Source organism: Sphingobium sp. TomTYG65 (assembly GCF_055395525.1).
The window spans coordinates 1,112,962-1,136,345 of sequence record NZ_AP027331.1 but is presented as its reverse complement, the minus strand read 5'-3'; the positions used below and the strand labels follow the sequence as shown (position 1 = coordinate 1,136,345).

The window sequence follows — 23,384 nt, the reverse complement described above, 5'->3', positions numbered from 1 at the left end:
GATCAACCTCGCTGGGATGAGATATTGCCGCCGTCCACCACCACTTCGCTGGCGGTGATATAGCTTGCTTCATCGGACAGGAGGAAGCGCACCACGCGACCTATTTCCATAGGATCGCCAATCCGTTCAAGTAATATGCGCTTTTCAAAGAAGCCTTGCGGAAGCGCATCGATCGCGGGCTGCATCATCGGCGTCAATATCTGTCCGGGCGACACTGAGTTGATGCGGATACCATCGCGCGCCAGCCGGTCCGCGAACGACCGCACCAGCGACAGCATGCCACCCTTCGCCGCCGAGTAGATCGGGTTCATCGCATTGCCCAGCGTCGCATTGATCGAGGCAATGGCAACAATCGCCGACCCCGGCTGCGCAGCTAGGTCCGCATGGATCGCCTGCGTCACAAAGGCGAAGGACCGCAGATGCACCGCCATTCCCGCGTCCCAGCTTTCGACGGTCAGCCCGTCGATCGAGGCTGTATCGACCGTCCCGGCCGCATGCACCAGCCCGCCCAAAGCACCCACGGCACCCCGGCTCGCCTCCAGGGCCGGACCGATGGCAGCAGGATCGCGCAGGTCCACCCGGACCCCGACTGCCTTCACCCCATATTCCCCAGCAATGCGTGCGGCCGCAGCTTCCGCCGCCTCGCCATTAATGTCCCACAGCGCGACCCCGCGGCCGACCGCCGCCAGCGCTTCGGCGCAGGCCAGCCCAATGCCCGACGCGCCGCCAGTCACGACGACGGCGGTTCCGGGACTTCCCAAAGCAGGAGAAACAGTCATCGCACATATCCTCTTTTCAAAATTCAGGGCCGTGGAGCCGGTCGCGCAAGCCCTTCCTTCGGGAGGAAGCCGTCCAGCCTTATGTTGGTGATACTGGGCGCGCCCTTCGCGACCGACACCCACATGACATGGTCGAGCACCGCCGGATCGCCTGCCTGCCCGCCCGGCATGCCCCCGGTCACGCCCAGCTGCACATAGTCATGCCCGTCGCGCAGCTGATGCTCATATTTATGGAAGTGCCCCGCCAGCACCGTGTAGTCGCGCCCGCGCAGCATCCCCTCAATCTCGTGGAACGCCGCAGAATCAACCTTCCACGCAGGCCGGTGCATCAGCAGGAAAGTCCAGCGCACATCCCGGTTGCGCGCCAGCGCCGCCCGCACCATCGCGACCTGCGCCGCGCTGAAGGCGACATTTTCCGACGCCTTCACCTTGCCCGCCAGCTCACCGATCCGCGCATCCCGCGCGAACAGCGCCTTCGCTTCCTCCGGATCGCCCTGCAAAGCCTTCAGCGCCCTGCCCATCGCCTCCGCGCCATATTCACGCAGCAGCCTGCTCCGTGCGATCTTGGGCTGCGGCGGGTCTTCCGTGTTCAGCACCAGGAACAGCACATTCTTGTAGGTGAAGCTGTAATAGTCCGCCCCGATCCGCCTGCGCCATTCTTTCAACTGCACATCATTGGTCAGGTCATGATTGCCGGGAACATAGAAGAAAGGCATGTCCAGCCCAGCCGTCGCGCCCTCCACCTCTTTCCATTCCACATCGATCTGGCCAAGATCTTCGCTATTGCCTTCGATCAGGTCACCGATGTTGATGACGAAGTCGGGCCGCAGCCCGTTCACCTTGCGCAGCGCATCCTCGAACACGCCGGGCCGGTGCTGGCCCGTCCGGTCCCCGATAACGGCGAAGCGGAACTCTTGCCCGCCCCCCGCAAAGTCCTTCGCCGTCCACGCCACATCAGGAGCGCCCGGCCGATACTCTCCAGCCGGAGCCCCCGCGCCGCATAGCAGCAGCGCGAGCGCTCCGGTCAGCAAGGCGCGGTGCTTCATCCCCGCCTCCTCTTTTAAAATTCGACGCTCAGGTCGATACCATAGGTGCGCGGCTCGCCGAAGATCGCGCCGGGGCGGCCGATGTTGAACTGCATCAGATAATATTCCTTATCCGCCAGGTTGCGGCCCCACACAGCCGCCCGCACCCCCGGCAGTCCCGGAATATCGCTCAGCCCCAGCCGCGCATTGATCAGGCCATAGTCGCCGACGATATATTTGCCGCCGCTGATCGTCGCATTGGTAAACTTGTCGCTCTGCGCCGTATAGTTGGCGTTGGCGGTCAGCTGACCAATCGGCAGTCGTGGCAAGTCATAGGTGACGTCCAGCGCGAACGTATGTTCAGGCGCATTGGTAAATCGGTAGTTGCTGGAAATATCCGCACCCGTCGCGCTGATGATGCTGTCGTATCGCGCCTTTAGATAGCTGTAGTTGGCGGTGACACGCAGCGCTCGGGTCGGCGCGATGGTCAGGTCCATCTCGACCCCCTTCACAGTCGCGCTACCGGCGTTCAGCACGTCGGTGATGCGCGCATTGGTCGGGTCGGACTGCACATTGACCTGAATGTCGCGATATTTGGAAATGAAGCCCGCAACGTTGAAGCGCAGGCGATTGTCGAGCCACTGGCTCTTCATCCCCGCTTCATAGGACCACAGCGTCTCAGGCGCGAAGCCTTCATTGAACCGCGCGATAGAGCTGGCGCGGATATTGAAGCCGCCGCTCTTATACCCCTTCACCGCCTTGGCGTAGAGATGCACGTCGCGCGAAGCGTCAAAGCCGATCACGAAGCTCGGGCTGAAATCCTTGAAGGTGCGGCTGCCATCTCCAACGCCCGGCACGGTGGTGATCGGCCCGCCTGCAATCTGCGTCTGCCGCGCCAGCGTCGCTTCGCGCTTGTCCCAGCTCTGACGCACGCCGACCGTGAAGTGCAGCCGTTTGTCCAGCCAATCGGGCGTCACCGTCGCCTGCCCGAACACCGCATAGGACCGGTTCTTGATCGTGGCCGTGGTGAAGCTGCGCGTCAGCGTGGGAGGGCTATAGCTGTTGCTGAAATTGCTGCCCTCTTCGGTGAAGTAATAAAGCCCCGCGACATATTGCACCAGATCGTCGAACGCATTGCCGACCAGTTGCAATTCCTCGCTCCACTGGTCCTGCTTGGTCCGGCTGCTATTCTTCTGCAGCGGATTGGGGCCGGTGACGCCGGTCAGATAATCCTGGTTCTGGAAATTGAAGAGCTTGCGATAGCCGGTGATGGACCGGACCGTCAGCGTATCGGAAGGTTCCCATTCGCCGATCAGGCTGTGCCCCTGCGATACGATGTCGTTGGGCAGAACGTCGCGCACGAACGGACTGCCCGCCTTGGGTCGCGCCGCGACGCGCGGGAACAGCGGGGACACCGCCACATAAGCGGGCGTGTCGCCAATTTCGGTGCGGTCATAGCTGTAGCGCAGGTTGAACCTATCGGACGGCTGCCACAGCACATCGGCGCGCATCGCCTGCCGATCCTCGTCGCCCCAGCGCTTGATGCCCGTCCCCGGATTGCGGATGAAGCCGTCCTGCTGCTGGTTCACATAGGAAAAGCGCGCCGCGATGGTCTGACCGATCGGCACATTGACCGCCGCCTTGAACCGCCGATGGTCATAATTGCCCAGCGTTGCCTGCCCCTTGAAGCCGAAATCGCCGAGGTCAGGCTTGCGGGTGATGAAATTGATCGCACCCCCGGTCGCATTGCGCCCGTAAAGCGTACCCTGCGGCCCGCGCAGCACCTCGATCCGCTCCAGATCGGCGACTTCCACCGCCAGCCCCTGGCTGCGTGCGATATAGACGCCGTCCATGTAAACCGCGACGCCGCCATCCTGCGTGATCTGGTCATCCGACAGGCCAACGCCGCGCATGAAGATCTGCGTCGTCGCGGCATTGTTCGGGAAAGGCGTCAGCTGCAACGCCGGAACGTTGGCGCGCAAATCGGTCAGGCCGCTAATCCCCTTCGCCTCCAGATCCTTCGCGCTGAACGCCGCGATGGAAACCGGCGTGTCCTGCAGCGACTCCTCGCGCTTCTGCGCGGTGACGACGATTTCCTCAATGCCCTCGGGCGCACTGCTCTGCGCCAGCGCGGGAAGCGCCACCGATGCGAGCAGCGGCGTGAGAATGGCGTAGGCGACAAAATGATTCGGCATATTCTCTCCCTCAAAATCAGGCTTTTCGCCACATCCATGCGCGGCTTATCTACCTTCTGGTAGATTTCCTACCTACATGACGGTAGAATATCAAGATTGAAGATTGCATTTCCTGTTCGGCTTGCCCGATAGGGACAGCAGGATGGCCGCGATGGGCGGCAAAGGAGCAATGGTGGCGGACGCAAACAGGCAGGTGGCGCGGCAGCCGCGCGGAGACGCCACCCGGCAATCGATCCTGGATGCGGCGGAACAGGTGTTCGCTGACCTCGGCTATGCGGCGGCGCGGCTAGAGGATGTCGCGCAGGCGGTCGGCATCCGCCGTCCATCGATCGTCTATTATTTTCCGGGCAAGCAGCAGCTTTACGACGAAGTGGAATCCGACATCTTCGCGTCGATGCACGATTTTGTGCTGAAGCGGGTGGCGGACGTCGATGATCCCATGGCCCGGCTGCTCGCGCTGCTCGACGCCTGGCTCGATTTCCTTGTTTCCCGCCCCACGGCGGCCCGGATCATCCAGCGGCTCATCGCCGATTTCCGCCCGCGCGGCGACAATCCCGTCCGCTTTTCCGAAACGTCCCTGCGCGACATAGAGATGGTGATCGCGGCCGGCGTCAGTTCAGGCGCATTCCGCCCCGTCTCAGCCATGCACATATTGAACAGCGTCGCGGGCGGCGCGCTCTTCTATGTCTGCAATGGCGGCCAAATCGGCGAAGAACGCGCCTATAATCCGGCCGACCCCGCCGAACTGGAAAGCTTCCGCGCACTCATCCACAAGCTGGCGAGGGCAGCGGTAAGCTGAATCCCTTCCGTGCTGGATGGGTCTTGGATTTTTAATTGCTCTGTTCGCCTCGACCTTGTCACACGCACATCGTTTTCCTGCGAAGGCAGGAGCCTAGCTCAGACGGCAGAACTGGGTTCCTGCCTCCGCAGGAACATGATTCAACCCCAACAGTGAAACCCCGCCCTGTTCGCCCTGAGCTTGTCGAAGGGCGCGCTCAGCCCCCAATCACCCCTCAAAATTCTGCTCAAGCATATCAATCAGCTTCCGCTTGGTCGGCACCACCCACTCCTGCTTCAACTGAGGATCAAGCAACCCCGCTTCCTCCAACTCGTCACACAGTTTCATCTGGTGCGCGAGGTCGAACAGATCATATTGCGACGAAAATTTCCCGCCCCCGCCATAGGTGATGAAGGACACCCCCTTGGTCTCATAATAGCTGCCGTCCGGACGCTGCCCCGGCCCCCGATTGACCCAATAGCTGATGATCCGGTCGCCATTGATCGCCCAGTCCAGGATGGGGAAGCTCCACCCCGCCCAGCCCGATCCCACGTCCATGTCGCGGCCATAATGCGTCCGCCGGATCGCCTCGCGCCCTTCCGCCACCACCGGCATCGCGCCTGCATAGGGGCAGATATAGACGCAATCCTCATGATAGAGCTCATCGGCGATCCACGCCCAGCTATTGCGCTTCTCCGCTTCGACGAAGGCTTCCTTCAGGCGGATGATCGACGCTTCGACTTCCTCATGCGGGTAGGTCATGTCAGGCTCCTAAATCCTTGTGCCAATAGCTGCCGTGGTGTTTCTCCCACGATCCGATCTCATGCGCCCATGCTTCGGGCGGCAGCATTTCCGCGGCATATTTGGTATCGGGATATTCGCGGACGTGCAGGATGCGGCCATCCCGCACGACCATCACATAGCAATAGCGGTTATTATAGGTGCCGCCGTCCGGCTTGGGGGAGATGCTCTCCACCTCCAGCAGCACCGTGTCTCCCTCGGCAAGGACGCCATGCAGGACGAAGCGCATCGGCATGATGCGCATGATTTCCGTGCCCGACTGCTTGAAACTCGTCATGGGCACGGCGGTGCGCGGGCCGACATTCCACCAGCTGCCCCCGTCATCGAGCAGCGCCATCGCATCATCCACCCGCCGGTCATTCAGCAGGTCGAAAAAGGACCGCGCAGTCACCTTGACCCGCGCCAGCGCCTCCGCATCAGTCGGCATTGTCATAGGCGTCAGCGATATTGGGCACGAACAACTCCCAACCCTCTGGACAGCCGACTGAGTTTTCATCCCAGAAAGCGCGCAAATGGCTGAGCTTGCCCTCATCGTTCAGCTGCGCATGCTCGATGATGGACAGGTTCAGGCCCTTGCCCTCCTCCGGCAGGCGCACTTCCATGGTGAAGCGCAAGATGCCCTGATCGCCGCAGGCCCGTATCTCTTCCAAACGCGGCGTGATCTGGCGCGTGCTGTCGGACAGCGCAAAGTCCCAGAATTTGCCGATGCCTTCATGCCCGCGAAAGGGCGGCGTGCCCACCGGGTCCTCCAGCACCGCATCCTCCGCGAACAGGGAAAGCAGCAGAGCCTTGTCCTTGATCGTCCAGGCGCGGATATAATCCTGCAGCACCTGGCGAACCTGTTCCGCTGTCGCCGTCATCATCCTCTCCTTGTTATTTAATCTCCGCTTTTATCTAACCTCCGTTCGCCCTGAGCCTGTCTGGCCGGAGGCGACCGAAGGTCAACGGCGCGCACGATGGCAAAGATCAGCCCGCCGTCTGCGCGCCATCCACCGGCAGCGCGATGCCGCTGACGCTACGCGCATCTTCAGAGCCGAGATAAGCGATAGCGCCCGCCACCTCTTCCGCATCGATCATGTCGCCCATCTTGGACGCGTTGCGCATCAGCAGCGATACGTCGACGCCTTCCGGGAAAGCGCCCGACGTCATCGGCGTCTTCACCCCCGTCGGGCAGATGGCGTTCACCCGCACGCCCGCGCTGGCGAACTCGATGGCGAGCGATTTGGTCAGGCCGATCACCCCATGTTTCGCCGCGCAATAGGCGGTCGTATAGGCGATCCCGACCAGGCCCGCGGCCGAACTGATATTGACGATATTCCCCTTGGTCGCGACCAGATGCGGCATCACGGCCTGGCACAGATAGAAATGGCTGGACAGGTTGACCCGCATCATCCTTTCCCACCGCTCCTCGGTGAACTGGTCGAGCGGCGCCCAGTCCATGATCCCGGCGATGTTGCACAGCATGTCGATCCGCCCGGCCTTCTCCGCCGCCTCGGCGATGAAAGCGCGGCAACTCGCCGCATTGCCCGCATCGAATCCGGCAACGACATGATCGTTGCGTTCACGCAACAAATCCGCCGTGGCCTGCGCCCCCTCCACATTGACGTCGCCCAGCACCAGCCGCGCCCCTTCCGCAGCCAGGCGCTGGGCGGTCGCCTTCCCGATGCCGGATGCAGCACCGGTGACGATCACAACCTTGTTCTGAAAACGCATTTTATTCGCCTCTTCATTCATGAATTTGCACGGCTCGGCCGGATTGTCCCCAAATCCCGGCCATGGCATGTCAGGTTTCCGACCAGATCATTCCCCATCCGCCGCTCGACAAAGCGCCAGACGCCGTCGACCTTTTCCACGACGTCGCGATAATCGCCGCCGATCACCGGCTGCAGCGGCAGCGCGTCGGTCTGCTGGAACACCATGACATAGGAACTGACGACCGCCCGCTCCGGCCCTTCCGGACGGATGATCACATTGGCCAGGAAATGCCGAGTCCGCGGCGTCCCGTCGGGATAGGTGACGACCCAGTCGCGAAAGGACGCGGCCATAGCGGCGGGGTCCTTGTCCGCCAGAACAGCGCCTCCGCTATGGACCGTGGCATGGCGGAACAGCTCGCCGACGCCGTCGAAATCCCCCGAGTCCAGCAGATAGGGGTAGGAAAAGAGCAGGTTCTGGATCGCGAAATAATCATCGCCGGTCATGCGCATCTCTCCATTCATGTGACTGGCTGCCGTCAAACGGGCCGTCCTTCTTCGTTGAAACCAGTAGAGCCCTTGTGCTCATTTACGCGCCTCCTCTATTTGGATGAGGCGCACGCATTTAGGCTCAGCCATGCTCCAAAAGGAAGCCGGCGCAGGACCGGCAAATATGGAGAAGATGCATGAGCCTAGCGGGGAAGTCCGCGCTTGTAACGGGCGGTGGGTCAGGCATCGGCGCCGCTGCCGCGATGCGCTTGGCGGCCGAAGGATGCCGCGTCGCGATCGTCGATATCCGGTTGGAGGATGCCGAACGTGTCGCAGCCTTGATCGAAAGCAGCGGTGGCAAGGCGCTGGCGATCGCTGGCGACATTTCACTGGAAGCCGACAATAGCCATTTCTTCGATAAGGCGGAGGCAGCTTTGAATGGCCTCGACCTCGCCTTCCTCAACGCCGGTGCGATCCAGCGCTATGGCCCCTTCGACCAGATGAGCGTCGAAGAATTCGACCGCATGATCGCCATCAACCTGCGCGGCCCCTTCCTCGGCTTGCGGGAAGCGCAGCGGCGGCTGCGTCCTGGCGGTGCGGCGGTGGTCACGGCGTCGGCCGCAGGGCTGACCGGCTTTGCCGATGCGGCAGGATACAGCAGCGCCAAGCACGGCGTCGTGGGGCTGGTCCGTTCAGCCGCCCGCGACTTTGCGCAGCGCGGGCTCAGGGTCAACGCCATCTGCCCCGGCGCGGTGGCGACGCCGCTTGTCGGCGCAGCACGGCAGGACAGCATCGTGCCGCCCTCGGACCTGGGCACGCCCGCTTATCGTGGCGAACTAAGCCCGCAAATGGTCGCGGAGGTCGCGCTGTTCCTGCTCGGCCCGGCATCGGCCGCGATCAACGGTCAGGCGCAGCTCGTGGACGCAGCCCTACTGTCGGCTTTTCCCCCCGCACCCGCCCAATAATCCGGAGACGTCAGATCATGGATGCCAAAACCAGCTACGACCCGGCCAATGTCGTCACATCGGAAAAGGTCATTATCGAAGCGTCGCCTTCGCTCGTCTGGGAAATCCTGACCGACCTTGATCGCTACGGCGAATGGAACCCCTTTTGCGTGAGCGCCAGTTCCACGCTGAAAATGGGGGCGCCCGTGCATATGAGCCTCGTCAATTATCCCAATCCCGGCTCTCTGCTGCAGGGATGCGAATATATCTGCGCGCTCGAGCCGGAACGGCAATTGTCCTGGGAAGCGCGCTGGCATGAAGACTGGCCCTATGCGGCGCGCCGCGACCAGTTCATCGAACCGGTTGACGGGGGCCATTGCCGCTATTGGTCGACCGACGCCTTCCTCGGCGAAAATGGCGTCCATGTCATGCGCTTCTGCGGCCCGTGGGTGAAGCGCGCATTCGACGACACCGCCCATGCGCTCAAGGCGCGGGCGGAGACGCTGCACGTCCAACGGCTGGGACGATGATGGGCAGCCTCAGCATGTCTTCCCACCAAGCGCCACAGGACATACCCGCGCGGCCCGGCTTCTTGGGATGGCGCATGGTCGCGATCGCGGCGGTGACGCAGAATGTCGCCGTGGGCCTTACCTTTGGCTCCTTCGGCACTTTGGTTCTCGCCATCGAGCAGCGGTTCGCGACCACTCGGACCCTCTCCGCACTTGGCATCTCGCTCGTCATCCTCATTTATTCGCTCAGCGCCCCGCTGATCAGTCCGCTGATCGCCCGCACGTCGATCCGCCGGGTGCTGACGATCGGGTCGTTGCTCGGCGCGGCAGGATATTGCCTGCTGCCGCTCGCCGCCAGCATCGGTCAGTTCCTCGCGATCTTCGCGCTGCTCATCTCTCCGGCCTTCCTGCTGCTGGGTGTGCTGCCTTCCAATATCCTCGCCAGCAACTGGTTCGTCCGGCATCAGGGGCGGGCGCTCGGCTTCGTCACGATGCCAGTCTTCGTCATGCTGGTGCCGATGATCAGCGCCTGGGCGCTGCATCATTATGGCCTCAGCGCCGTGCTGGTCGGGGTCGGCCTCGCCCATTTGCTCGTCCTGCCGCTCATGCCCTTCGTCATCGACCGTCCTGAACAAGTTGGCCAGCAGCCGCTCGGTTATGAGGACGCGGCATCGCGCGGCGAGCCGGAACCGATGCTGCCCTGGAAGACGCTGCTCAGCCGTCCGGCGCTCTGGTTCGTCACCATCGCCGTGGGGATCGCGGTCGGCGGGGGCGTGCTGAAGGCGGCGCATATGGTTCCGTTGATCATGGGCCAGGGCTGGAGCCTGGAGGAAGCATCTTTCCTCTTCGCGGTTTCGGGTGGCACCGGCATCCTCGGCGCGCTCGCGTTCGGTTGGCTCGCCGACCGGCTGGGACCCGGTACGGCGCTGGCGATCAACAGCATCGTGCAGGGACTTGTCTGGTTCATCTTCCTGCAGCCCGCGCCCTATTGGCTGCTGGTGGTCGACGCGGTGATCGTCGGCGCCTGCGGCGGCGGCATCGCGGCGGCTCAGGGCGTTCTGCTCACGCGCCTGTTTGGCCCCCGTAACTTCGCACAGGTGATGGGCCTTGTGACGCTGTTCACCGTGCCCTTCACCTTTGGCGCAGCGCCCCTCGCCAGCGCCCTGTTCGATGCAAGCGGCAGCTACTGGACACCAATCGCCATGCAAATCGCGGGCTTCGCCCTCTCCGCGATCATCTTCCTGATCCTGGAGCGGCGCAGCGCCCGCATATCGAAAATGGAGAGACTGAAGTGATATTGAAGGACAAGGTCATCATCGTGTCGGGCATCGGCCCCGGCCTGGGTCAGGAACTCTCCGCGCTCGCCGCAGCCGAAGGCGCTCATGTCGTCCTGGCCGCGCGCACGGCGTCGAAGCTTGACGCAGCCGAAGCCATGATCCGAGACGCGGGGCATGACGTAACCGTGCTCAAGGTCCCCACCGACATTTCCAGCCGGGATGATGTGGATCGGCTAGTCGGCGCGACCATGGAGCGCTTCGGCCGCATCGACGGCCTCGTCAACAGCGCCTACATCCCCGGCGCCTTCACCGATGTGGTCGATGCTGATCTCGACGAATGGCGGCGGACCTTCGACGTCAACCTGTTCGGCACGGTAGGTCTTTGCCAGTCGGTCATCCGCCAGATGCGTGAGACCGGGGGGGGCTCGATCGTCAACGTCAATACGCAGGTGACGCGCAAGCCTTGGGTGCAGCAGGCCGCCTATGCGACGTCGAAGGCGGCGCTCGCCATGGCGACGGTGCAGATGGCGACGGAAGTCGGCCAGTGGAACATCCGCGTCAACTCCACTTTCATGGGTTGGATGTGGGGCCATTCGGTCGAGCAGGCGTTCGATTATATGTCGAAGGAAAGCGGCAAGAGCGTCGCTGAACTAAAAGCTGCACAGGAACAGAATATCGCGCTCCGCCGTATGCCCACTGACCGCGAATGTGCACGGCCTATCATCATGCTGCTGTCGGACTATTGCTCCGTGGTGACGGGCGCGAGCCTGGACATCAACGGCGGCGAATTCATGCCCGGCTGAAGGAGAGCAAGATGATGCAAGCCACCATGCGCGTCGCGGACTTTATCGATCCGGGACAGATCGCCGCCCGCAGCGATGCGACGCCGCCGACGCCTGCGCCGGGCGAAGTGATCGTTGGGGTCGCGGCCTGCGGCATTTGCGGGTCGGACCTGCACATGTTCCGCAACGGCAGCTATCGCGACCAGCTCGTCCGCGCGACGCCGGAGGGCTATCATGTGCCCGGCCATGAATTTGCCGGGACGATCGCGGCGGTCGGCGAAGGCGTAGAGGGCTGGGCGGTCGGCGACCGGGTCGTAGGCGTCACCGGCTTTGGCGGCGGCATGGCCGATTATGTTGCCGTTCCTGTAAATCCCTTCCAGCTGGTGCGCGTTCCTGATGGCGTCAGCATGGTCGAGGCGGCAACCACGGAACAGCTCGCCGACGGCCTGCAGATGGTACGAAAGGCAGCCATCCAGCCCGGCGAGAATGTCGTCATCTTCGGCGTCGGCATCATCGGCCTCAGCGTCATTCAAGCCATCCATGCACGCGGCATCCAGGCCGGTGAGATAATCGCCGTCGATGTGCATCAGGCACGGCTCGACGCTGCGCTGGCGCAAGGCGCAACGAAAGCGGTCAACGCCCGCAACGGGGATGTGTTCGATCAGATCGCGGCGATAACCGGCACCGAAGAAGGCTATCAGGGCGTTTCGGCCCGCATCGGCGCGGTGATCGACTGCGCCGGCTATATCAAGCATATGGCAGGACCGCCCCCGCTGGAAACCGCGCTGCGCCTGATCGATCTCAAGGAAGGCAGAATCGTATGCTTCGGCGCCTATGAAGGTCCGATGACTATCGATTTCGGGCCGATGATCGAGAAGCAGCCCACCATCATGGGATCGAACGGCTATGCGGCGGAGGAACTGGTTGAGGCGCTGTCCTATATGGCGCAGCGGAAAGTCGATCGCACTGCGCTGATTTCTCACCGCTTCCCCATTTCGCAAGCGCCTGAGGCATTCGACGCCCAATGCGCACCCGAAGCGATCAAGGTGATGTTGACGATGGAGAGGGACTGACCGGATGGACGCATTTGACGAGGAAGTTGACGTCCTGGTGGTCGGATCGGGGGCGGCGGCGCTGACCGCCGCCATCGTCGCCGCAGACAATCGCGCCAATGTCGCCATCATCGAAAAGAGTGACCAGTTTGGCGGCACGTCGGCAACGTCGGGCGGCGTCATCTGGATTCCCGCGAGCCATCTGGCGAAAGCGGCAGGCGCGGACGACAGTCCGGAAGAGGCGGCCAGCTACATCTCCGCGCTCGCCGGAAGCGACGCGGAACCCGATCGCATCCGCGCCTTCGTCGATAATGCACCACGCATGCTCTCCTACATGGAGGAGCGGACGGAGGTGCGCTACGCGTCCATCCCCTACACCGACTATCATGCCGAACTGCCGGGCGGCAAAATGGGATGGCGCAGCCACGACCCCCAACCGATCGATGGCCGCCGCCTGGGCGCTGATCTGGCAAGGCTGCGCCCGACTCATCCCGCCGGCATGTTGTTCGGCCGGATCAGCTGGACCGCGGCCGAAGCAGCGCCGATGATCACGCGCATGGCCGGATGGCAGCGCATGCTAGCCCGCGCGCTGTGGCGGCATTATTCGGACATCGGCCAGCGCCTGCGGTCGAAGCGCAGCCGTTTTCTCACTTCCGGCAATGCGCTCCTCGCCCGGCTCAAACTGTCGCTCGACGCGCGGCAGGTGAAGATCCGCTACGGCCATTCCCTTGCCTCCCTCATCGAGCAGGATGGCCGAGTACGCGGCGCAGTCGTCCAGACACCCTCGGGCGTCCGCCGCATCGGCGCGCGGCACGGCGTGATCCTGGCGGCGGGTGGGTTCGAACGCGACCCGCAGATGCGGGGTAAGCATCTGACGGGATCGCCCGATCCCCGCTGGTCCGGCAGCCAGAGCGGCAATACCGGCGATGCCATCCGGGCGGCGCAGCAGGTCGGCGCGGCCACTGTCCGTATGGATTCGGCGTGGTGGGCGCCCACCATCAAGGTGCCGGACGAAGATCGCGCCCGCCCTCTCTTCTTCGAGCGGTCCCTGCCCGGATCGATCATCGTCGATGCGGCCGGGCGACGCTTCCTCAACGAAGCGGCCTCCTATCACAAGGCAGGCGAAGCCATGCGCGACGCTGGAGGCGGCCAGGCATGGGTGATCCTCGATTCCCGCTTCAAGTGGCGATATCCCATGGGGCCGCTGATGCCGATGATCCCCGCCTGGATGCACCCCCCAGCGGTGCGCCGGATACTCCGCAAGGCCAGCAGCATCGAACAATTGGCCCGGCAGATTGGTGTGGACCCTGCTGTTCTCAAGGATACCGTCACTCGCTTCAACCATCATGCGCGGCAAGGCGACGACCCGGATTTCGGACGCGGGCAGCAGCCCTATGACCGCTATTATGGCGATCCCAAGGTCACGCCGAATCCCAATCTGCTGCCGCTGGAAAAAGCGCCCTTTTATGCGTTGCCGGTCCAGGCGGGCGATATCGGCACCAATGGCGGACTGGCGACCGACGCATATGCGCGTGTCGTGGATGAGACGGGCCAGCCGCTCGAAGGGCTCTACGCCATCGGCAACAGCGCCGCGTCGGTCACTGGCCGCTCCTATCCCGGAGCGGGATCGACGATCGGCCCCGCCATGACCTTCGGCTATATCGCCGCGCGCCATGCGACCGGTGCCAACTGACGTCCTTTAAATCGAGTAATCGCGCCTCGTCATGCTCCGCTATCTTCAAAGAAAAGGAGAGGATCATGACGAGTAGCGCGAACCGGGATCTGTTTGTAACGATGTTGAACGCGCTCGGGCGTAAGGATTTCGATGCGGTCGAACCCTGCCTGGCCGAAGATATATTGTTCGAATGGCCCTTCCCGGTGATGGAGGGCTTTCCTGTCGAGCATAGGGGGGCACGCTGGTTCCGCGAGGCGATGGAGAACAGCTGGCAGGATTTCGACGACTATGCCTACCGCATAGAGGCGATCCACGATCTGGCGGCGGACGACCGCCTGATCGCGGAATATAGCTCGCACAGCCGCTACCTGCCGACGGGCGCGCCCTATTCGAACCGCTACATCAGTGTGTTTGACTTCGCCGATGGGCGGATCACCCGCTGGCGCGAATATGTGAACCCGCAAATTGTGGCGCAAACCGTGGGTGAAGGCGCGTCCTGGAGCGAAGACCGCGGCGCGCAGCGTCAGGTTTGACCGGCGACGTCGGGCCTGAACCACCCCCCTCCGTTCGGGCTGAGTTTGTCGAAGCCCGCGCAGACCCTTCGACAGGCTCAGTTGAACGGGGTTGAGCAATACGCTCGAACCTAATCGATTTCGACGTATCGGGATGGCTGTCCCGACGCCACCCTGCGGCAAAGATCAAGGAGAGCGATGATGGCGCGCACAGCAGAATATGGGCTGGGCGAATACACCTACCCGCGCGGCTGGTTCATGGTGGCCGAAGCGGCCGAGGTGACCAGCAAGCCAACCACGGTTCACTATTTCGGGCAGGACTTCGTCCTCTACCGGGGCGAGAGCGGAACGGCCTATATGGTCGACGCCTACTGCCCGCACATGGGCGCGCATCTTGCGAAGAATGCGACCAGCTATATCGTGCGAGACGGTGAGCAGATCGAAGGAGAATCGATCCGCTGTCCCTTCCACGGCTGGCAGTTCGGCCCCGACGGCGCGTGCAAGAACATTCCTTATTCAGACTTCATCCCCAAGACGGCCAAGCTCAAAACCTATCCGATCGTCGAGCGGGCAGGCATCATCTGGTTCTGGCATGACCCTGAGGGGCTGGAGCCCGACATCGATCTGCCGCCCTTTGCCGAATGGGATGATCCAAGCTGGGTCCGCTGGAAGATCGATCATCTGGGGATCATCGACTGCCATCCGCAGGAGATCCTCGATAACATGGCCGACGCTCCGCACATGGTCCCGGTACATGGTTCGACCGAATGCACCTATTTCACCAACAGCTTTGAAGGCGCCATCCTCTGGCAGAAGTTCGGGGCCGGGCACCGCACGCTGGTCGGCAGCGAGGCGATGCTGGAAACGGATACCTGGTACACCGGCCCCGCCATTCTCCAGTCGCGCCTCACCGGCTCCTACCCCTCGCTCATGCTGATCTGCCACACGCCGGTCGAGGATGGCGTGGTGATGGTCTGGCACGCTCTCATGTCCAAGGCAGCGAACACGCCGCCAACGCCCGAAGACATCGCGGCGGCGGAGGCTTATGCCGAAACCGGACGTCTCGCGCTGGCGCAGGATTTTGAGATCTGGGGCAACAAGCGCCCCTGCTTCAATCCGCTTCAGATCCCGGCTGACGGGCCGACCCACAAGGTCCGCATCTGGTATCGGCAATTCTACAATCCCCGCGACCGCGCGGGCGAATTTCAGCGGCGGGTGGAAGGTCAGGTGACCACCTATGACAGCCGCCCGCAACAATCCGCCGCCTGACGGCGCATAACAAAAGAAGAAGAGAGATGATGGACAAGGCACTTTTCCCGGCGGGCGCTACTCTGGTGTTCGGCGGCAGTGGCGGCATTGGCCGCAGCGTGGCGCAATGTTTTGCGGAATCCGGATCGGACGTGGCGATCGGCTATCATTCAAAGGTCGATGCGGCGCAGTCGCTGGCTGGTGAGATAGAGAAGCTGGGCCGCAAGGCGTCGGTCCATGGCGGCGACGTGCGCGACCCGGCGCAGGTGGAAGCGACAATGAAGGCCGCGGTGGAAGCGCATGGCCGCATTCATACAGTTGTCTGGGGCGCGGGACCGCTCGTCGATCAGGTCATGCTGAGCGAAATGACGCATGAGCAATGGCGGCGGGCGATCGATACCGAAGTGCACGGCTTCTTCAACGCGGTGCAGGCGGCCCTGCCCCATTTTCGCGAACAGGGCGGCGGCTCCTTCGTGACGCTGGGTTCGGCGGGCCATATGCGCTGGCCGGACAAGGATGGCCTGTCCGTCGCGCCCAAGGCGAGCAATGAATCGCTCGTGCGTGGCATCGCCAAGGAGGAAGGGCGCAACAACATCCGCGCCAACAGCGTGCTGGTCGGCGTGATCGAGGCGGGCATGTTCCTCGAACTTACTCGTCAGGGCGTGTTCGACGCCGCCTGGGTGGCCGAAGTGCAGAAGGGTCTGGCCCTCAAGCGCTGGGGTCAGCCGGAGGAGATCGGCCACGCCGCCGTGTTCCTGGCGTCCAAACGCGCTGCCTATGTGACGGGACAGCAGATCAACGTGTCCGGCGGCTACGGCATCTGACGGGAAAACGGAACATGTCCTACCGCCATCTGCTCTCCCCCGGCCGTATCGGGTCGATGCCGCTGCGCAACCGCATCTTCATGACGCCGATGGGGTCGAACCTTGCGGATGAGGACGGCATCACCGGCGATCGCCTGCGCGCTTATTATGAGGCGCGGGCGAAAGGCGGCGCGGCGCTGATCACCATGGGTTCGGTGTCGATCGGCTATCCCGAAGGTTCGGGCAACTGGCGCAACGAGGCGATATCGGACGAGCGGCATGTTCCGGGCGTCAAGGCGCTCGCCGATGCGGTGCATGCGCATGGGGCGAAGCTGGCGATGCAGTTGCAGCATGCCGGGCTGGTCGCGATGAACGACATGCTTGCCGGGCGGCCGATCTGGACGCCTTCCATCCCGGCTGTCGGCAAGAGCGACGGCGACATGATGGACGGATTCCTGGAGGATGAACTGGCGATCTTCACTGCGCCCTTCGCCGCGATGGGGGAGCCGAACTACAAGGTGATGACGGCGCAGGATATCGAACATCTGGTGCAGATGTTCGCCAGTGCCGCAGAACGGGCGAAACGGGCCGGGGTCGATGCGGTGGAGATCCATGCGGGGCATGGATATCTGATTTCCTCTTTCCTGAATCCATTAATGAATCAGCGAAAAGATGAATATGGCGGATCGATCGAGAACCGGGCGCGATTACTTTGTGAGATCATTCATGGGATCAGGCAGGCGGTCGGCCCGGACATGCCGATCTGGCCGCGTCTCGACAGCCAGCACTTCCTGATCGACGGCGGCATCACGGTCGAGGATGCAGCGACCACGGCACGGCTCGCCCAGGAAGCGGGGGCCGACGCGATCCATATTTCCGCCGATGGCCATCCTGGACGCGGGCTCACCTATTCGACCGGTCACGCCACCGACATGCGCAACGGCTTTGTCGAGGCGGCGGCGCGCATCAAGGGGCGGGTGGACATTCCCGTCATCTGCCCAGGCCGCATCGAGCCCGAAGATGCCGACCGCTTCATCGCATCAGGCAAGCTGGACTTCGTGACGATGGGGCGCAAGCTGCTGGCCGATCCAGCGTTGCCCAACAAGCTGAAGGCGGGAAAACGCGAGGAAGTTCGTCCCTGCGTCTATTGCTATACCTGCATCAGCCAGATCTTCTTCAGCCGCCCGGTCAAATGCGCGGTCAATCCGGAAACCGGGTTCGAGCGCGAGCGCGCCCTTCTGCCCGCCACCAAGGCCCGCCATGTCGCCGTCATCGGCGGCGGCCCGGCGGGCATGGAAGCGGCGCGGCGAGCAGCGGAGCGCGGCCATCGCGTGACGCTGATCGAAGCGACGGGCGGGCTCGGCGGCACGGCGCGCTTCGCCTCCATCGCCTATGCACCCAATCAGGGCATCGTCGATTGGCTGAAACGCGAGGTGAAAGGCCATGCCAATATCACCATCCGCCTCAATAGCCGCGCCACGCCAGAATGGCTGAAGCAGCTGGCCCCTGACGAAGTGATCGTCGCAACCGGCGCGCGGCGTGAACTGCCGCCTATTCCGGGCGCGGACCGGGACAATGTGTTCAGCGGCGATGAAATGCGCAGCCTGATGCTGGCGCAGGATCTGGATCAGCTGGACGGCAAGATCGACGGCAAAACCCGGCTGATGATGCGCGCGGGCAAGGTGACGGGCCTTACCGCCCGCCCCGGCTTCGTTCGCACGGCCAGCGAATATTGGATGCCCTTCGGCAAGCAGGTCGTGATCATCGGCGGCGAGTTGGTGGGGCTGGAACTGGCCGAGTTCCTCGCCAAGCGTGGCCGCCGCGTTGTCGTGGTGGACGAAGCGCAGCGCATGGGTGCGGGGCTGCAGGTCGTGCGGCGTTGGCGCGTGCTGGATGAACTCAAGCATCTGGACGTCAAACTGCTGCCAGGCGTCAGCGATATCGAGATCGGCGAACATAAGGTCAGCTACGCAAACGGCTTTGGCCAGCGCAGGACTGTCGCAGCGGATCAGGTGATCATCGCCAAGGGTGCGCAGGGGGACCACCGCCTGGCGGACAGGTTGCGCGAAGCGGGCTTTCAGGTGCAGAGCATCGGCGACGCCAATGGCGTCGGCTATATTGAGGGCGCGATGCAGGATGCGGCTGACGCCGCCATCGCGATCGGATGAAGGGTAAGGCGATGTTCGACTTCACGGGACGCCATGTGCTGGTGACGGGCGGCAGTAGTGGCATCGGCGGGGGCATCGCCACCGCCTTCATCGAAGCGGGGGCGCGCGTCACCATCACCGGCACGCGCGACGAAGTGCAGGCGGACGCTGTTCCGGCAGGAGCCGACTATCGGCCGCTGCGGCTGCATGACCGGGAAAGCATCCACGCGCTCGCCAGCGAGCTCGATCGCCTCGACATATTGGTGAACAATGCGGGCGGCACCTCCATGCCGGAGGATTTCGACGCCGCGATCGACGCGAACCTGAAAGGGGTTCATGCGCTCACTACCGCCTGCCTGCCGCTGCTGGAGCGGAGCGAGCATGACGGCGGCGGCGCGGTGGTGACGATCGCGTCGATGATGGCGGTGTTCGGCAACTCCATTTTCCCCGGCTACAGCGCAGCCAAGGCAGGATTGCTGCTGCTGACCAAATCGCTGGCGCAGCAATGGGGGGCGAAGGGCGTGCGCCTGAACGCGGTGGCGCCGGGGCCAGTGCGGACACGGATGACGGAACGCTATGCCGATGATCCTGTCTATGGTCCCGCGACGGCGCAACGGATGGCGCTCGGCCGCTGGGGGACGCCAGAGGATATTGCGGGGCCCACGCTGTTCCTGGCGAGCCCTGCGGCGCGCTTCATCACCGGCGAATGTCTGATCGCCAGTGGCGGCTACATGATCGCGGAAGCCTGAACGGCTGTCGCAATTTGCAATGTCCATGCAAGCCTCTACCATGCTGAGAAGGGTCGAACAGGACCGGTGCAGGAGAGGCACGGACATGAATGATGATGCAGGCAGGCTGGCGGAATTTTCGAGCCTGGTGCTGGCGCTCAACAACGGCCTGCTGGGCGATGATCCGTGGCGCGAATTCCTGTTGATGTTGCGGGACCAGACCAATGCGCGCTACGGCACGCTGATCCTGACGCCGCCGGACCTGTCGCTTTCGACGATGATCACGCCGACCGCCCCGAACGAGTCCATCCAGCGCTATCTTGACCGCTACCTGGAAATCGACCCGTTTGTGAACCTGCCGGAGGGCAAGGTCATGACGCTTTACGAATATGTGGGCGAGGCGGCGCTCAAGAACAGCACCTATTACAAGGAGTGGGTTGAATCGATGGACGGCTCCCATGTGCTGGGCGTCGATCTGCGCATGAGCGGTGGGTTCGAGGCGCGCCTGCGGCTGACCCGTGCACCGAGCGGCGATCCGTTCAACCGGGAAGAAGTGCGGCATGTCGAAGAGATCGTGCCGCATCTGAGACAAGCGATCGAACTGTATCAAAGGCTGGAAACGTCCCGGTCGGAACAGGCGGTGATGATCGGCGCGATCGAACAGTTCGCCGTGGGAACGGTAATATTGGACCATAATCTGAAGGTCCTGAAGATGAACGAGGTCGCCGCGTCGATCCTGGCGGATTCAGATGGCATCAGCCTGGTGGGCGGACGCGTTGCGCTGACCAATCCCACACGCGATGCGGAGTTTCGCAAGCGGTTGAAGGCAGCGGTATCCGAATGCGGCAATGGCGGCGGTCGTTCGGTCTTCCTGGCAGAGCGGCCTTCGGGGCATCGCGACATCGGCATCGTCGTGCAGCCGGTGCAGATACCCGGGTTCATGCACACGGGGACTTCACCCGCCCTCGCGCTGTTTCTGGGCGATCCGGAGCGCCAATGCGTCGTGACGGCGGACGCGGTGCGGAAACTGTTCAACTTCACGCCGACCGAGGCGGCGATCTCCGCTTCCCTGGCGAACGGCGTCTCGGTGATCGACACCGCGCACCGGCTGGGGATCGCGGAGAATACGGTGCGCGCGCATTTGCGGTCGATCTTTGCGAAGACCGGGGTGGCTCGACAGTCGCAGCTGGTACATCTGATCCACACGAGTTTGCCGGAACTGACGCTGCAGCGGGGCTAGAGGCGGCTTCACACGGCGTCTTTTCTGAACCCAACTAATGCCCTTCGACAAGCTCAGGGCGAAGGGGGGGGGGGGTGGGCCCAGCCACATCGCAATAGCCGTCATCCTGAACTTGTTTCAGGATGACGCTGTTTTTTCAGGCGGGCGACCTCTCAATCCCTACCAATTCACCTAATTGATTTGAAGGTATCGCCCGAACGCGCTCCGCGCGATGCTCTTCCTCGACGATCTGCTGAAGCAGACGCGTGGAGAGGATGGATGGTCAGACAATGCCTGCAAAAGATGGGTTGGCGCCGATCCCTTACTCCCGCGACATGGCCAGTCTCGCCGCTTCGTCAGGCGCTGGCATGAGAATGGGGAGGACCAACATGTCTCGATTTATCTGCCGCGCGCTGCTCGGATGCGCCGCGCCGGCCGCCTTGATGACCGGCATCGCCCACGCACAGGAGGCGACACCCGCCCCTGCGGCACAGAGCGGGCTGGGTGATATCATCGTTACCGCGCGCAAGCGTGCGGAAAGTCTGCAGGATGTTCCGACCGCCGTGACGGCGATGGACGCGAAGATGATCGCGGACCTGCAGATCGAAAGCTTCCAGGACGTCGGCAAGACCGCGCCGAACGTCTTGATCCAGAAGCAGGCAGGATCACCGACCGCGCCGCAGTTCAACATTCGCGGCGTATCTTCGGGCTCCATCAACTTCCAGATCGATTCCGGCGTCGCCCTTTATGTCGATGGCGTCTATCTTGGCCGTCCCGGCAACTCGGCGTTCGACCTTGCCGACATCGAGCGGATCGAAGTGCTGCGCGGGCCGCAGGGCACGCTGTTCGGGCGCAACTCGACCGGCGGCGCGATCAGCTTCGTGACGACGGCGCCCACTGGCGAGTTCGGCGTCATCGCTGAGGCCACGATCGGCAACTACCAGCGGCGGCGCGCACGCATCACGGTCAACACGCCCGAATGGCATGGCCTGTCGGCGCGCGTCACCTATGCGCATGATGAAAATACCGGCTATGTGAAGAATAGCGGCCCGCGCCGCACCTATCTCTATCCCGCACCCTTCGGCCCGCAGACCAGCGCGGACAGCTTCGGCGCGAACAATAATGAAGCCGTCTTCGCAGCGGTACGCTATGCGGGCATCGATGGCCTGACGCTCGATTACCGTTTCGACTATGCCGATCTGGTGACGACGCTGGACGCCATGCAGTTGCTGCACAGCGGCGCGGCTTTCAATGCGATCACCAATTTCCCGAACCAGCCCGCGCTGGGCGGCACCGCTGTTGAGAGCCTGAAGCGGCTGAGCAGCGTGCCGATCGACGGGCTTTCGCCCGCCACCCAGAAGACTTGGGGGCACAGCCTGACAGCGGTCTATGACCTCAATGATGCGATCAGCATCAAATATATCGGGGCGCTGCGCGGCTTTAAGGTGAACAGCTCATCCGATCTGGACGGCAATGCGCTGGTCGATCCCTATGGCGGCACGGGCGGCTATTACCAGGCGCTGGCCGCCGTGCGCTATGCCAAGCAGCGGCAATGGTCGCATGAACTGCAGTTGCTCGGCCATATGGACCGGCTCGATTTCGTCGGTGGGCTTTTCTATTATCGCGAGAAGGCTTTCCTCAACAGTCCGGTGATCTTCGGCCTGGTGACGCAGCCTGGGCAGCCCATCCCCATCGTCAACCCGGACAGCTATCTCGCCGGCGGCGATTTGCTCAAGGTGCTGAACAAGTCCTATGCGGCCTATGCCCACGTCGATTTCCGCCTGACCGATGAACTGGAAATCAGCGGCGGCACCCGCTATTCCAAGGACGACCGGACGGAAAATGACCTGCTCGCCGCACCGCGCACGCCGACCGTGCCGCGCGGCAGCTTCAGCGCCAAGCAGGGCCGGTTCGATTATGACGCGTCGATCCGCTACAAATTCGCACAGGACAGCAGCGTCTATGCGAAGTTCACCACCGGCTTCGTGTCGGGCGGTATCTTCCATGGCGCCGAGTTCGATCCGGAGACGATCAAATCCTATGAAGTGGGCCTGAAGTCCGAGTTCCTCGACCGGCGCGTTCGCCTGAACGTCGCGCTGTTCCAGGCGGATCGCAAGGCGTTGCAGGTGACGGGCTTCGACCCCAATCAGGGCGGCAACATCCTGCTCAACACCGGCACCGAGCGGGCGCGCGGCGTGGAAGTGGAATCGACCTTCGTTCCGGCGGACGGCCTGACGCTGACGGCCAATTACGGCTTTACCGACGTGAAGCCCAAGGCGGAAACGTCCAATCCTCTGGCGACACCGGTGCGGACATATCAGCCACGGCATACCGCCTATCTGGCCGCCAATTATGAAGCTGCCGCTTTCCCTGACGGCACGAAGCTCAGCTTCCGCATAGACGGCCAATATGAGGGCAAGCATTACCGGCTGCAGTGCCCGATCGGTTCGCTCCAGTCGCCGACCGAAGGCTGTCTGGGTGCCGGCGATGCGGCGCTGGACCGCCAGCTGGTCATCCCGTCCAGTTGGGAGATTGGCGCGCGCATGACCTTTGCCGAGATTCCGGTAGGGAATGTCAAAGGCCGCATTTCACTGTGGGGCAAGAACCTCAACAATTCCAACAAGCCGGAATTCCTGTTCCCCATCTTCGACACCTGGGCCCTGGGCACCTTCCAGGCTCCGCGCACCTATGGCGTCGACTTCGGAGTGGAATTCTAAAAAGGGATGTGGG

General features: G+C 63.1%; 22 protein-coding genes. 14 read left to right on the top strand and 8 right to left on the bottom strand.

Annotated features, from left to right (window positions below; all coding sequences use genetic code 11):
- Positions 1–2: 2 nt before the first annotated feature.
- The 3 genes from ACZ5Y5_RS18910 to ACZ5Y5_RS18900 are packed head-to-tail and all read right to left on the bottom strand — an operon-like array spanning position 3 to position 3,999.
- Positions 3–779: an SDR family NAD(P)-dependent oxidoreductase gene (locus ACZ5Y5_RS18910; protein WP_464810963.1), complete on the bottom strand. Its 777-nt coding sequence runs from the start codon at positions 777–779 to the stop codon at positions 3–5.
- 23 nt (positions 780–802) lie between these two features.
- The gene (locus ACZ5Y5_RS18905; RefSeq protein ID WP_464810962.1) at positions 803–1,825 is read right to left on the bottom strand and encodes a metallophosphoesterase family protein; all 1,023 of its coding nucleotides are present in this window, start codon (positions 1,823–1,825) and stop codon (positions 803–805) included.
- Between the two features lie 14 nt (positions 1,826–1,839).
- A complete protein-coding gene (locus ACZ5Y5_RS18900; protein ID WP_464810961.1) occupies positions 1,840–3,999 on the bottom strand; it encodes a TonB-dependent receptor in 2,160 nt (719 codons plus the stop codon).
- 151 nt (positions 4,000–4,150) lie between these two features.
- On the opposite strand from ACZ5Y5_RS18900, the gene ACZ5Y5_RS18895 reads away from it, so the two are divergent.
- On the top strand, positions 4,151–4,798 hold the full coding sequence (locus ACZ5Y5_RS18895; protein ID WP_464810960.1) for a TetR/AcrR family transcriptional regulator: 648 nt from the start codon (positions 4,151–4,153) through the stop codon (positions 4,796–4,798).
- Positions 4,799–5,005: 207 nt separating this feature from the next.
- On the opposite strand, the gene ACZ5Y5_RS18890 is transcribed toward ACZ5Y5_RS18895, so the two are convergent.
- From ACZ5Y5_RS18890 to ACZ5Y5_RS18870, 5 genes are all read right to left on the bottom strand, one after another.
- On the bottom strand, positions 5,006–5,539 hold the full coding sequence (locus ACZ5Y5_RS18890; protein WP_464810959.1) for a nuclear transport factor 2 family protein: 534 nt from the start codon (positions 5,537–5,539) through the stop codon (positions 5,006–5,008).
- Position 5,540: 1 nt separating this feature from the next.
- On the bottom strand, positions 5,541–6,011 hold the full coding sequence (locus ACZ5Y5_RS18885; protein WP_464810958.1) for a nuclear transport factor 2 family protein: 471 nt from the start codon (positions 6,009–6,011) through the stop codon (positions 5,541–5,543).
- Complete coding sequence (locus ACZ5Y5_RS18880; protein WP_464810957.1) at positions 5,995–6,438, bottom strand: nuclear transport factor 2 family protein; 444 nt, start codon at positions 6,436–6,438, stop codon at positions 5,995–5,997. The genes ACZ5Y5_RS18885 and ACZ5Y5_RS18880 overlap by 17 nt, the downstream gene beginning before the upstream one ends.
- Positions 6,439–6,544: 106 nt before the next feature.
- Positions 6,545–7,291, bottom strand: a complete 747-nt coding sequence (locus tag ACZ5Y5_RS18875; RefSeq protein WP_464810956.1) for an SDR family NAD(P)-dependent oxidoreductase — start codon at positions 7,289–7,291, stop codon at positions 6,545–6,547.
- A 17-nt stretch (positions 7,292–7,308) separates the two neighbouring features.
- Positions 7,309–7,776 carry a nuclear transport factor 2 family protein gene (locus ACZ5Y5_RS18870; RefSeq protein ID WP_464810955.1) on the bottom strand — a complete coding sequence of 156 codons (468 nt, stop codon included), beginning with the start codon at positions 7,774–7,776 and terminating at the stop codon, positions 7,309–7,311.
- Positions 7,777–7,955: 179 nt separating this feature from the next.
- Here ACZ5Y5_RS18870 and ACZ5Y5_RS18865 point away from each other — a divergent pair, with 179 nt between their 5' ends.
- The 13 genes from ACZ5Y5_RS18865 (at position 7,956) to ACZ5Y5_RS18805 (ending at position 23,371) form a co-directional block, all read left to right on the top strand.
- Positions 7,956–8,723 carry an SDR family NAD(P)-dependent oxidoreductase gene (locus ACZ5Y5_RS18865; protein ID WP_464810954.1) on the top strand — a complete coding sequence of 256 codons (768 nt, stop codon included), beginning with the start codon at positions 7,956–7,958 and terminating at the stop codon, positions 8,721–8,723.
- 17 nt (positions 8,724–8,740) lie between these two features.
- Complete coding sequence (locus ACZ5Y5_RS18860; RefSeq protein ID WP_464810953.1) at positions 8,741–9,232, top strand: SRPBCC domain-containing protein; 492 nt, start codon at positions 8,741–8,743, stop codon at positions 9,230–9,232.
- Between the two features lie 14 nt (positions 9,233–9,246).
- Complete coding sequence (locus ACZ5Y5_RS18855) at positions 9,247–10,506, top strand: MFS transporter (protein WP_464810952.1); 1,260 nt, start codon at positions 9,247–9,249, stop codon at positions 10,504–10,506.
- Positions 10,503–11,291, top strand: a complete 789-nt coding sequence (locus ACZ5Y5_RS18850; RefSeq protein ID WP_464810951.1) for an SDR family oxidoreductase — start codon at positions 10,503–10,505, stop codon at positions 11,289–11,291. The genes ACZ5Y5_RS18855 and ACZ5Y5_RS18850 overlap by 4 nt, the downstream gene beginning before the upstream one ends.
- A gap of 11 nt (positions 11,292–11,302) precedes the next feature.
- Complete coding sequence (locus ACZ5Y5_RS18845) at positions 11,303–12,343, top strand: zinc-dependent alcohol dehydrogenase (RefSeq protein ID WP_464810950.1); 1,041 nt, start codon at positions 11,303–11,305, stop codon at positions 12,341–12,343.
- Between the two features lie 4 nt (positions 12,344–12,347).
- The gene (locus ACZ5Y5_RS18840) at positions 12,348–14,015 is read left to right on the top strand and encodes an FAD-dependent oxidoreductase (protein WP_464810949.1); all 1,668 of its coding nucleotides are present in this window, start codon (positions 12,348–12,350) and stop codon (positions 14,013–14,015) included.
- Positions 14,016–14,080: 65 nt separating this feature from the next.
- Entirely contained in the window at positions 14,081–14,530 is a 450-nt protein-coding gene (locus ACZ5Y5_RS18835) for a nuclear transport factor 2 family protein (protein ID WP_464810948.1), read from the top strand.
- A gap of 180 nt (positions 14,531–14,710) precedes the next feature.
- Positions 14,711–15,778: a Rieske 2Fe-2S domain-containing protein gene (locus ACZ5Y5_RS18830; protein ID WP_464810947.1), complete on the top strand. Its 1,068-nt coding sequence runs from the start codon at positions 14,711–14,713 to the stop codon at positions 15,776–15,778.
- A gap of 29 nt (positions 15,779–15,807) precedes the next feature.
- Entirely contained in the window at positions 15,808–16,581 is a 774-nt protein-coding gene (locus ACZ5Y5_RS18825) for an SDR family NAD(P)-dependent oxidoreductase (RefSeq protein WP_464810946.1), read from the top strand.
- Between the two features lie 14 nt (positions 16,582–16,595).
- A complete protein-coding gene (locus tag ACZ5Y5_RS18820; RefSeq protein ID WP_464810945.1) occupies positions 16,596–18,728 on the top strand; it encodes an FAD-dependent oxidoreductase in 2,133 nt (710 codons plus the stop codon).
- Positions 18,725–19,456 carry an SDR family NAD(P)-dependent oxidoreductase gene (locus ACZ5Y5_RS18815; RefSeq protein WP_464810944.1) on the top strand — a complete coding sequence of 244 codons (732 nt, stop codon included), beginning with the start codon at positions 18,725–18,727 and terminating at the stop codon, positions 19,454–19,456. The genes ACZ5Y5_RS18820 and ACZ5Y5_RS18815 overlap by 4 nt, the downstream gene beginning before the upstream one ends.
- 85 nt (positions 19,457–19,541) lie before the next feature.
- A complete protein-coding gene (locus ACZ5Y5_RS18810; protein WP_464810943.1) occupies positions 19,542–20,675 on the top strand; it encodes a helix-turn-helix transcriptional regulator in 1,134 nt (377 codons plus the stop codon).
- A 368-nt stretch (positions 20,676–21,043) separates the two neighbouring features.
- Positions 21,044–23,371, top strand: a complete 2,328-nt coding sequence (locus ACZ5Y5_RS18805; protein WP_464810942.1) for a TonB-dependent receptor — start codon at positions 21,044–21,046, stop codon at positions 23,369–23,371.
- Positions 23,372–23,384 lie beyond the last annotated feature (13 nt).

Excerpts from the sequence above, each read along its gene's own strand:
- ACZ5Y5_RS18910 (WP_464810963.1), bottom strand. The coding sequence starts at position 779 with ATGACTGTTTCTCCTGCTTTGGGAAGTCCCGGAACCGCCGTCGTCGTG.
- ACZ5Y5_RS18905 (WP_464810962.1), bottom strand. The coding sequence starts at position 1,825 with ATGAAGCACCGCGCCTTGCTGACCGGAGCGCTCGCGCTGCTGCTATGC.
- ACZ5Y5_RS18900 (WP_464810961.1), bottom strand. The coding sequence starts at position 3,999 with ATGCCGAATCATTTTGTCGCCTACGCCATTCTCACGCCGCTGCTCGCA.
- ACZ5Y5_RS18895 (WP_464810960.1), top strand. The coding sequence starts at position 4,151 with ATGGGCGGCAAAGGAGCAATGGTGGCGGACGCAAACAGGCAGGTGGCG.
- ACZ5Y5_RS18890 (WP_464810959.1), bottom strand. The coding sequence starts at position 5,539 with ATGACCTACCCGCATGAGGAAGTCGAAGCGTCGATCATCCGCCTGAAG.
- ACZ5Y5_RS18885 (WP_464810958.1), bottom strand. The coding sequence starts at position 6,011 with ATGACAATGCCGACTGATGCGGAGGCGCTGGCGCGGGTCAAGGTGACT.
- ACZ5Y5_RS18880 (WP_464810957.1), bottom strand. The coding sequence starts at position 6,438 with ATGACGGCGACAGCGGAACAGGTTCGCCAGGTGCTGCAGGATTATATC.
- ACZ5Y5_RS18875 (WP_464810956.1), bottom strand. The coding sequence starts at position 7,291 with ATGCGTTTTCAGAACAAGGTTGTGATCGTCACCGGTGCTGCATCCGGC.
- ACZ5Y5_RS18870 (WP_464810955.1), bottom strand. The coding sequence starts at position 7,776 with ATGACCGGCGATGATTATTTCGCGATCCAGAACCTGCTCTTTTCCTAC.
- ACZ5Y5_RS18865 (WP_464810954.1), top strand. The coding sequence starts at position 7,956 with ATGAGCCTAGCGGGGAAGTCCGCGCTTGTAACGGGCGGTGGGTCAGGC.
- ACZ5Y5_RS18860 (WP_464810953.1), top strand. The coding sequence starts at position 8,741 with ATGGATGCCAAAACCAGCTACGACCCGGCCAATGTCGTCACATCGGAA.
- ACZ5Y5_RS18855 (WP_464810952.1), top strand. The coding sequence starts at position 9,247 with ATGTCTTCCCACCAAGCGCCACAGGACATACCCGCGCGGCCCGGCTTC.
- ACZ5Y5_RS18845 (WP_464810950.1), top strand. The coding sequence starts at position 11,303 with ATGATGCAAGCCACCATGCGCGTCGCGGACTTTATCGATCCGGGACAG.
- ACZ5Y5_RS18840 (WP_464810949.1), top strand. The coding sequence starts at position 12,348 with ATGGACGCATTTGACGAGGAAGTTGACGTCCTGGTGGTCGGATCGGGG.
- ACZ5Y5_RS18835 (WP_464810948.1), top strand. The coding sequence starts at position 14,081 with ATGACGAGTAGCGCGAACCGGGATCTGTTTGTAACGATGTTGAACGCG.
- ACZ5Y5_RS18830 (WP_464810947.1), top strand. The coding sequence starts at position 14,711 with ATGGCGCGCACAGCAGAATATGGGCTGGGCGAATACACCTACCCGCGC.
- ACZ5Y5_RS18825 (WP_464810946.1), top strand. The coding sequence starts at position 15,808 with ATGGACAAGGCACTTTTCCCGGCGGGCGCTACTCTGGTGTTCGGCGGC.
- ACZ5Y5_RS18820 (WP_464810945.1), top strand. The coding sequence starts at position 16,596 with ATGTCCTACCGCCATCTGCTCTCCCCCGGCCGTATCGGGTCGATGCCG.
- ACZ5Y5_RS18815 (WP_464810944.1), top strand. The coding sequence starts at position 18,725 with ATGAAGGGTAAGGCGATGTTCGACTTCACGGGACGCCATGTGCTGGTG.
- ACZ5Y5_RS18810 (WP_464810943.1), top strand. The coding sequence starts at position 19,542 with ATGAATGATGATGCAGGCAGGCTGGCGGAATTTTCGAGCCTGGTGCTG.
- ACZ5Y5_RS18805 (WP_464810942.1), top strand. The coding sequence starts at position 21,044 with ATGTCTCGATTTATCTGCCGCGCGCTGCTCGGATGCGCCGCGCCGGCC.